Below are 8638 nucleotides of genomic sequence, written 5' to 3'. Positions count from 1 at the left end.
GGACAGAGGAGATCTGTCCGTCACCCGCCCCTCACGTGCGTGCGCGGTCGGGGCACGTCAGTAGCCGGTGCCGCGCTTGACCTGGGTGCGTTCCTTGCCGTGGACCGCGCCCTTGGCGTCCAGGGTGCTGCACGCGTCGGCGATGTCCTGGCTCAGGCGGTCGATCTGCTCGCGGCTCATGGTCTCCCTGACCAGGGCGCGCAGGATCTTCACCCCCTCCGCGTTCGGCGGGAGCGTGTACGCCGGCACCATCCAGCCCCGTTCGGCCGAGAGCTGCCAGGCGATGTCGGACTCGTCGTAGGCGTGCTTGCCGGCGAGACGGAAGGCGACCAGCGGCAGTTGTTCGAGGTCGCGCCCGATCACTTCGAAGCGGCCGCTGCTGAGCAGGTTGTCCGCCAGCGCCCCGGCGTTCTGCTGCATCGCCTTCATGACGTAGGTGTAGCCCTGACGGCCCAGGCGTACGAAGTTGTAGTACTGCGCGAGCACCATCGACGCGCCGGTGGAGAAGTTCAGGGTGAACGTGGCGTCGGTCTTGCCCAGGTAGTTCTCGTAGAACACGAGGTCCTCGGCCAGGTCGGACTTCTCGCGGAAGACCAGCCAGCCGATGCCCGGGTAGACCAGGCCGTACTTGTGTCCCGAGACGTTGATGGACCGTACCTGCTGGAGCCGGAAGTCCCACGGGGAGTCCGGGTAGAGGAAGGGCCACACGAACGCGCCGCTGGCGCCGTCGACGTGGATCGGGATGTCGAGGTCCCGCTTCTCGCGGATGCCCCGCAGGAGCTCGTCGATCCCGACGACGTCGTCCTTGTGCCCGGTGAACGTGGTGCCGAGGACGGCGACCACGCCGATGGTGTTCTCGTCGACGAGGGGCTCCACGTCCTGCGGGCCGATCGTGTACTTGCCCTCGGCCAGCGGCACGATCCGCGGCTCGACGTCGAAGTAGCGGCAGAACTTCTCCCACACGACGTGGACGTCGCCGCCGAAGATCAGGTTGGGCCGGTCGGTCGACAGGCCGGCCGCCTGGCGCCGCTCGCGCCACTTCCACTTCAGCGACAGCGCGCCGAGCATGATCGCCTCGGACGAGCCCTGGGTCCGGCATCCGGCCGTCGGGCCCGGCGCGTGGAAGAGGTCGGCGAGCATGCGTACGCAGCGCTGCTCGATCTCGGCGGAGATGGGGTACTCCGCGTGGTCGATGAAGTTGCGGTGGAGGTTCTCGGCGATCAGCCGCTGAGCCTCCGGCTCCATCCACGTGGTGACGAACGTGGCGAGGTTGCGCTGCGGGTCGCCCTCCATGGCGAGATCCACATCCACGAGCCTCATCGCATCCGTCGCGGACATGCCTTCCTCGGGGAAAGTCTCCGCGGGGGCGGGCACGGTCAGGAACCGGTTACCGAAAAGAGCCTCATCGTCACTCTTGGTCATGCGCCGATTCAAGCAGCGCCGGGCCCGCCGCGGGCGAGGGACACACCAGCCGCACAGACTCAGATGTGGGCCCGGATCTGCTTCACCGGATGGCCCAGCCGGTCCCCCAGGGCCGCCAGTTCGTCCTCGCCGAACCAGGGCCGTCCGGGGTTCCAGACGGCGATCTCAAACCGGGCGAAACCGCAGGGCCAGTCGTAGTCCAGCACGTCGAGCGTGGTCGGCCCCCCACAGCACGGGACCTCGACCGCGAGCGTGGTGAACCCGTCGTCGCCGTGGGCCTCCAGGAGGTCGCCCCACCACGTCGTGTCGATCGCCGCCCGGCACAAGGGGCAGCCGATCCGCTCCAGGTTCGCCCCGCAGTCGACGGCCGTCACCGCGTCGTGCCACGTCACCTCGATCTCCACGTCCGCGCCGTCGGCGTCCCCGGAGGCCAGTTCCCCGGCCAGCGCGACGACGACGTCGACCGCGGCGCGGTCCGGCTGCCACCGCGGATCACTCGGAATAATCGACAGGACGTCGTCGCTCACGGCTTCCCCGCCTCGCCGGACCCCTGACCGCGGACGCTCCCGGAACCGGACGGGCCCTGGTCGCCGAGTTCGTAGTCGAACCAGATGCGGTGGGTGCCGTCCGGGTCGACGGCGAGGCCGCCGGTCCCGGTGATCCCGGCCAGCGCGCCCGTTCCGCTGGCCGGCACGACGACGAAGAACTCGTTCCGTCTGTCCTGGCCCAGGGTCGTCGCGGAGTGCGCGAAGTTGAAGGCGCCGGCCCGCCCGTGGAGCGTCCCCTCGAAGGACTCCATGGCGACGTACGTCCCCACCCCGGCGGCCTGGTCGAACGCGGCGGTGAACAACGTGGCGGAGCGCCCGGCGATCTCGCCCTCGTACTGCTTGTCCATCGTGGCGACGCCGACCGGCAGCGCCGTCTCGATCGCGGGACCCGGCACCGGCGCCGGGGTGAAGCCGGCGACCTTGAACGTTCCTGAAGCACGCATCCCCGGATCGTATGCCGCACCACTGACATCACGACCCGGACGGCGCCGGGCCCGGCCCTCGCCGAGCGACCGGGCCGCCTGGGGTGGGCGGTCACCCAACAGCACCGTAGGGGCGGCGAGTTCGGCCGGGGCAGTACCGTGCCGGCATGGCACGCAACCGTCAGCCGTTCTGGCGCACCGTCGGGACACCGACACACCTCGTCCTGTACCGGACCCCCGGCGGATGGCGGTACGCGGTGTACTTCACCGGACCGGACGGCATCGCCGACGGCGCGCTCACCGGTCCCCCGCCCTCGTCCGAACCGGACATCGCGCAGGCGGCCCTCCTGCACAAGACGCAGGAACTCACCCGCCGGCAGGTCGAGGTCCTCTGGAGCGCGTCCGACCGCCCGGACTGGTGGACCGGCACGGTCACCACCGTGGGACCGCGCCCGCCTGCCTGACCGCCCATCGGGCCCAACGGGGCACGCCGGTCGGGGGGGGTGAAACTGCCTGGCCGACGGGTTCGCGGTGCCGGTATCGTCCCGGCTCCCGACCCGCCGTACCGGCGGGCTCCCTCCAGAGAGCGATGCGATGACCGGCCGACGAGCGACGACGACCCTGTGGCGCCCCACCGGCCCCAAGGAGCTGGACCTGGTCCGGGAGTCGAACTGGCGCGCCTGGCCGCCCCGGCTGCCCGAGCAGCCGATCTTCTACCCGGTCCTCAACGAGGACTACGCGGTCAGGATCGCCCGGGACTGGAACGTGAAGCACGACGGCGCCGGCTTCGTCACCCGCTTCGAGGTCGACACGGAGTTCCTGAGCCGGTATCCCGTGCAGCGGGCCGGCGGGCGCACGATCCTCGAACTGTGGGTTCCCGCAGAGGAGTTGGACGACTTCAACGCCCACATCGTCGGCGGGATCCAGGTGGTCCACGAGTTCCGCTGAGACGGAGAACCCCGCCGTCGGCGGCGACCGCACATTTGCCCGTGTCGCGCCGTATATTCGGCGATATCCGCCCCGGTCATCGGATCCGGGCGATAGGTTCACCCCTCGACCGCGTATCAGCGGCGTCGTCCGGTGCGCGGGCGTGCTGTGGGCGGGGGACGACGGGGGAACCGCGGTGCGTGTACGAGGGATGTGGATCGGCCTGGTGGCCGTGGCCGCCGCGGTGGCCGGATGCTCGGCGGGAACTCCCGGCACGCGGACGAGTGCCCCGCCGGCCGCCGGCACGGGCGGCAAAGCCACAGGCTCCCCGGGCCCGACTCCCCAGCAGCGGACCGCGCGCGCCATCGGCCGGGCGATGGCCGGCCGTTCCGTGGCCGCCTTCGACATCTCGGCACGCAACACGAGCGACCCCGCCCAGTTCTACGGCCAGGGCCGTATCGGCATGTCCGCGGGCGGCACCACGGCCGCCGCGACGCACGTCCAGTACGACCCGGGCGAGGACCCGTGGTTCCCCCCGGACGTCGTGGTGATCGGGAACCACGCCTGGGTGACCCCGGACAACTCCCCCGCCACCGGCACCGACGTCTACGGGCCGACCGCCTACGTCGGCAATGCCACCGGCGCCGCGAAAAACAACCTCGACGTCGCCAACGCCCTCCAGACGCGCTGGCTGGCCTCGCCGGAACATCTCACGGCGCTGGTGGAGCACGCCGACCACTACCGCGAGACCGGCGACGCCGGACGGGTCATCACCGGCCGGGTCCCCCTCGCCACCCTGGCCGCCGACCCGGCCGGAGGCTTCTTCTACCGCCCCTACGCCCAGGCGAGCCCGGGCCAGGAACTCACCTTCACCCTCACCACCGGCCCCGGCCGGCTGCCGGTGTCCCTGGAGATGATCGTCCCCTTCCACCACACCGAACCGGACTACCTGTCCCGGTTCACCACCGACCCCTTCTCCGTGAAGTACCGCGACTGGGCCAAGGGCGCCCCCATCACCACCCCCGCGCCCTCCCCCTCCCCGCAGTGGGGCGGCTTCCCGCCGCAGGACAGCGCCGCCGACGCCCAGCCCTCCGCCTGAGCCGGACGGCCGCCCCCACCGGCCGGGCGAGGACCGGAACGGCCGGGCGGCCGGGCGGCCGGGCGGCCGTCGGGGCCGTGCGAGTGATCCTGGCCGCCGGGACGACGCGGTCCCGCCGTGTGGCCTGGGCCGCGAGGGGTGCGGACCTGTCCACTGTCCGTGGTCCCGGATGCCCGTGCGGACGCGAGGAGTGGTGGATGCCTGGTCCTTCCCGCCGGTGGTGGTCCCGTACGGCACTGGCCTTCACGGTGACGGTGGCCTGTCCGGCCGCCGTGCCCGTCCCGGCGGCCGGGGCGGTGAGCACGTCCTGCGTCCGTCCGGAACGAGCGGCGACAGCGGCGACGGCGGCGGCCGGTTCGGTGAACGTCCTGGGCCCGGCCGCCGCGGCGGCCGTGGAGAAGGACTTCTCCCGGCGCCTGACCGGCTCCGCCGCCACCGCGAGGCGGGTCCCGCCGGGCGTTCCCGTACACGCGAGGCGCGTCCCGGTGACCATTGCCGTGTACTGGCATGCGATCGCCAAGGACACCACGGTGCAGGGCGGTTCCGTCCCGGACGCCGCCGTCCAGGAGCAGATCGGCGTTCTCGACCAGGCGTTCTCCGGCACGGGCCTGTCGTTCGCCCTGGCCGGCATCGACCGCACCTTGAACCCGGGATGGTTCGACGCGCCGGCCGGCTCCCCGGCCCGCTCGGACATGGCCCGCGCGCTCCGGCAGGGCGGCCCGGCGGACCTGAACGTCTACTCCCTGGGGGCGACCAGCCCCCAGGGACCGTTCGGCGCCGCGGCCTTCCCGTGGGACTACGCCCAAAATCCGGTCGCGGACGGCATCGTCGTCCGCCCCGGAACACTCCCCGACGGTGACCAGGGCGACCGCGGCCTGGGGAAGACCGCGGTGCGCATGGTCGGGCACTGGGCGGGGCTGTTCCACACCTTCCAGGGCGGCTGCACCGACCCCGACGGCGACTACGTCGGCGACACCCCGGCCGAGGCCTACGCGTCGACCGGCTGCGCGGACCGCGACAGCTGCCCGGCCGAGGGCACGGACCCGATCCACAATTACATGGACATGGGCATCGACTCCTGCGCGACCGAGTTCACCCCCGGTCAGATCACCCGCCTCCAGCAGATGCTCCGTACCTACCGGGGCATCGAGGTCTGACATCCGGGCGGCGCCGGAGAGTTCACCGTCCGCCGACCGGCCGCGCCGCCCGGCTCCCGGGACTCTCCGCCGGCGCCGGATCCTTGGCATGCCCGGAACTGTGGCTTCCGTCATGGCGAATATGATCTTGTCCTGGTGAGATCACCGGATGCTCGGTCTTCTTCTCCGTCTTCTGCCGTTCTGGGTCCGTGAGCCCCTGCTCATCGTGGCCGGTTCCGTTCTCGGCGTCCGCCTCATGTATCTCGCCGTCCGCGACGACAAGCTGGTCACCGCCGGTATAGGCCTGGCGTTCCTCCTGTTCACCGCGATACGTGTGCACATGGTCGTACGGGCTCTGCGCGCACGCCGGAACCCTGGTCCGGCGGCCGCCGCGAACGAAGCGGCAGGGGCGACGGGGACGGCGGGAGCAGCGGTCGGCGCCGGCGCCCCGCCCCTCCCCCAGCCCCGGCCCCAGCCTCTGAAGGAGCCCGAGAAGCACAACGCGTGGGCCCAGGCCTTCGCGGCCGTGGGCCTGTTCGGGGTGCTCGCGGCCACGCTGTGGCTGGGACCGCGCTTCCTGCCGTCCGACGACGTCACCAAGCCGCGGCCCGAGACCTGTTCGGACGAGACGCCCGAGAAGCTGCCGAAGGCCTACCGGCAGACGCCCCGGCCCCTGACCGGCGAGGAACTGTGCAAGGCGCTCGACCGGCCCGACCTGGCCGAACTCCTGGGGACACCGGGAGAGACCGCCACCACCGTCTCCAGCAACAACAACACCGCCCCGCTGACGGATGGGAAGGTCGCCGAACCGGACGCCGAGATCGCCTTCGACACGTACACCGTGCACGCCTCGGTCACCTACAACCATCTGACGACCGACCAGTACGTGAAGCTGATGAAGTACGGGAACGAGCGGGACATCAAGACGCTGAAGGTTCTCGGCCGGCCCGCGGTCCTCTTCTCGGACCACACCATGCAGATCAACATCGACCTCGGGAGCGGCGGGACCGGCGGACCGGTCGGGCAGGGCCCCCTGGCCAGGACGCTGTCCGTGGCCCTGGACCGCGAGGACCACGGCGGCTCCTGCGACATCACCGTGTGGAGCCAGACGGGAGCCCTCCCCGGCGACAACGCTCTCCTGGCGATCGCCGAGAAGGTCCTGCCGAAGGTCCCCGCACCAGCCGCCCGCTGACCCGGCGGCGGGGCACGGCTAGCGGTGCCGGGCCGGGCCGGTGGGCCGGCCGAGGCGCACCGGGACTCCGGGCGAGTACAGGACGCTGACCGGCGGCCCGTCGGGGGCCGGGAGTCCGGCCGCCGCGAGGAGGTTCTCCTCACAGGTGATCAGCTCCGCGCGGTGGAGCGGCCAGCGCGGATGGTCGTTGGCGAGGTAGCCGGTGCCGTGGGAGAAGGCGTTGTGCATGCCCCAGCGGGCCGTGAGGAAGTGCTCCAGCTCCGTCGGTTCCGCGATGGGCCGGCCGACTCTGACGGCGATCCGGCTCCGCGCCCGGGAGGCCCGGGGCAGGTGCCGGGAACTCCTGTACGTGACGGTGTCGCCGTCCGCCCGTACGTCCATGCGAGACCACACGTACGGGAGCCGGAAGCCGAGGCGCCCCAGCAGCACCGGCACGAGCCGCGAGGCGTCCATGGACCGGAAGACGACCCCGCGGCGGCCGTGGGCGTCGACCGAGTAGAGGCGCACGTTGGTCTCCGGGAAGGACCCGAAGTACGGCACCCCGGGGAGCCCGAGCCAGCCCACCTTGTCCATCCGGAAGGCGACCAGGCCGACGTAGGTGAGCCCGTCGCAGGTGTCCGGGGTGAGCCCGTGCGGCAGCAGCGGGGCGACGTCCGCGGGATCGAGGGCCCAGTGGAGGAAGGTGAGGTCGAGCCACCGCTGGGTGAGCAGCGGACTGCGCACCACGGCCGGTGCCTCGGGCGTGACGGGCGGGGGGCGCACGCCACCAGGGTGCCAGACCGGGTCCGCGGAGCCTGCCTAGAGTGCGGGCATGCCAACCGCACTGCGCCTGCAAGAGATCACCTCTGACAACTTCGAGACCGCTGTCGGTCTGAGGGTCCGCCCCGACCAGGAACACCTGGTGGCACCCGTGGTGAAGTCGCTCGCCGAGGCATACGTCCATCCCGGCGTCGCATGGCCCAGGCTGATCTGCGACGACGGTGAAGCCGTCGGGTTCCTCATGGCCTTCTTCGACATCGACTGGACCGGCGAGGGCACCGACTTCCGCTCCGGGCTGTGGCGTCTCAACATCGCGGACAAAGGACAGGGCCGGGGCTACGGACGCTTCGCGGTGGAGTCCGTGGCCGCCGAGATCCGGCGCCGGGGAGGCACCCGTCTGACGACCACCTGGCATCCCGGGGCGGACGGCCCGGAGGGCTTCTATCTGGCGCTCGGCTTCCGGCCGACGGGAGAGACCAGCGGAGGCCAGACGGTGGGCGTGCTGGAACTGGGCTGAACCCGGGTGCCCGCCCCGCGCCGCTCAGCCGTGCAGCACGACCCCGCGGCGGCCGGCCGGTGAGGGCGGCCAGCGCAGGTGGGCGCCGGTCGTCCGGGCAATGAGGCGCAGATGGGCGCCCGTGTTGCCGACGTACCAGAGCGGGCGCTCGGCCCGGCTCCAGACGTACGCCGGTACGCCCGCGTCCAGGAGGGTCATCAGGCGGGGTTCTTCGAGCGTCGCGGCGGCGAGCGCGTACAGCGCGGGCAGTCTGGGGGCGATCACGCCGTAGTCGAGCATCCGGGCCAGGGGGTGTTCGTCGAGGATCGTGTCCTCGGTGGGCAGCGTGACGGGGTACACCGGCGGGAAGGACCGGCCGAGGTCGAGGAACCACTTCACGGTCCGGTGGCGGGGGTCCACCAGCCGGGGGCCGAGCGGGGCGGACCGGCCCAGCATGAGCCGCGGCCGTACGAGCAGGGCGTGGGTGAACAGGACGCGGAGCAGGGCGACGTTCATCTTGACATCCTCCCCGCCCTAAAGGACGGGGATTGCCGCCTGGCTGCCGGTGGTGACCGGCTGGGCCTTCGGGTGGGTTCCCCGTTCAACGGGCCGTGCCTGGCGTGGGATTTCCACTCCA

Annotated in this window: 11 protein-coding genes; 6 read left to right on the top strand and 5 right to left on the bottom strand. The window is 71.8% G+C overall.

Annotation, left to right across the window (positions count from 1 at the left end; translation table 11 throughout):
* Positions 1 to 57 precede the first annotated feature (57 nt).
* From ACFWI4_RS40735 to ACFWI4_RS40725, 3 genes are read right to left on the bottom strand one after another with little or no spacing between them, the layout of a single operon-like run.
* The gene (locus ACFWI4_RS40735) at positions 58 to 1422 is read right to left on the bottom strand and encodes a glutamate decarboxylase (protein WP_387206717.1); all 1365 of its coding nucleotides are present in this window, start codon (positions 1420 to 1422) and stop codon (positions 58 to 60) included.
* 59 nt (positions 1423 to 1481) lie between these two features.
* Positions 1482 to 1949, bottom strand: coding sequence for a hypothetical protein (locus tag ACFWI4_RS40730; protein WP_387206714.1), 468 nt, complete (start codon positions 1947 to 1949; stop codon positions 1482 to 1484).
* Positions 1946 to 2413: a DUF3224 domain-containing protein gene (locus ACFWI4_RS40725; protein ID WP_387206712.1), complete on the bottom strand. Its 468-nt coding sequence runs from the start codon at positions 2411 to 2413 to the stop codon at positions 1946 to 1948. The genes ACFWI4_RS40730 and ACFWI4_RS40725 overlap by 4 nt, the downstream gene beginning before the upstream one ends.
* 146 nt (positions 2414 to 2559) lie before the next feature.
* Between ACFWI4_RS40725 and ACFWI4_RS40720 the strand changes: the two genes are divergently transcribed.
* From ACFWI4_RS40720 to ACFWI4_RS40700, 5 genes are all read left to right on the top strand, one after another.
* Positions 2560 to 2856, top strand: a complete 297-nt coding sequence (locus ACFWI4_RS40720; protein ID WP_387206710.1) for a hypothetical protein — start codon at positions 2560 to 2562, stop codon at positions 2854 to 2856.
* A gap of 130 nt (positions 2857 to 2986) precedes the next feature.
* Entirely contained in the window at positions 2987 to 3340 is a 354-nt protein-coding gene (locus ACFWI4_RS40715) for a hypothetical protein (protein WP_385392402.1), read from the top strand.
* 175 nt (positions 3341 to 3515) lie between these two features.
* Entirely contained in the window at positions 3516 to 4418 is a 903-nt protein-coding gene (locus ACFWI4_RS40710) for a hypothetical protein (RefSeq protein ID WP_387206707.1), read from the top strand.
* Between the two features lie 197 nt (positions 4419 to 4615).
* A complete protein-coding gene (locus tag ACFWI4_RS40705) occupies positions 4616 to 5575 on the top strand; it encodes a zinc metalloprotease (protein WP_387206705.1) in 960 nt (319 codons plus the stop codon).
* A gap of 148 nt (positions 5576 to 5723) precedes the next feature.
* Positions 5724 to 6746, top strand: coding sequence for a DUF6215 domain-containing protein (locus tag ACFWI4_RS40700; protein WP_387206703.1), 1023 nt, complete (start codon positions 5724 to 5726; stop codon positions 6744 to 6746).
* A gap of 18 nt (positions 6747 to 6764) precedes the next feature.
* Here the strand turns inward: ACFWI4_RS40700 and ACFWI4_RS40695 are convergent, their stop codons facing one another.
* Positions 6765 to 7508 (bottom strand): YqjF family protein, encoded by a 744-nt coding sequence (locus ACFWI4_RS40695; protein ID WP_387206701.1) that lies wholly within the window; start codon positions 7506 to 7508, stop codon positions 6765 to 6767.
* Positions 7509 to 7557: 49 nt separating this feature from the next.
* Here ACFWI4_RS40695 and ACFWI4_RS40690 point away from each other — a divergent pair, with 49 nt between their 5' ends.
* Positions 7558 to 8022, top strand: a complete 465-nt coding sequence (locus tag ACFWI4_RS40690) for a GNAT family N-acetyltransferase (RefSeq protein ID WP_387206698.1) — start codon at positions 7558 to 7560, stop codon at positions 8020 to 8022.
* A 24-nt stretch (positions 8023 to 8046) separates the two neighbouring features.
* Here the strand turns inward: ACFWI4_RS40690 and ACFWI4_RS40685 are convergent, their stop codons facing one another.
* Positions 8047 to 8517 carry a hypothetical protein gene (locus ACFWI4_RS40685; protein WP_387206696.1) on the bottom strand — a complete coding sequence of 157 codons (471 nt, stop codon included), beginning with the start codon at positions 8515 to 8517 and terminating at the stop codon, positions 8047 to 8049.
* Between the last annotated feature and the right edge of the window lie 121 nt (positions 8518 to 8638).

It is taken from the genome of Streptomyces sp. NPDC127038 (assembly GCF_042725875.1).
Lineage (GTDB): Bacteria > Actinomycetota > Actinomycetes > Streptomycetales > Streptomycetaceae > Streptomyces.
This window is presented reverse-complemented; position numbering and strand designations above follow the sequence as displayed.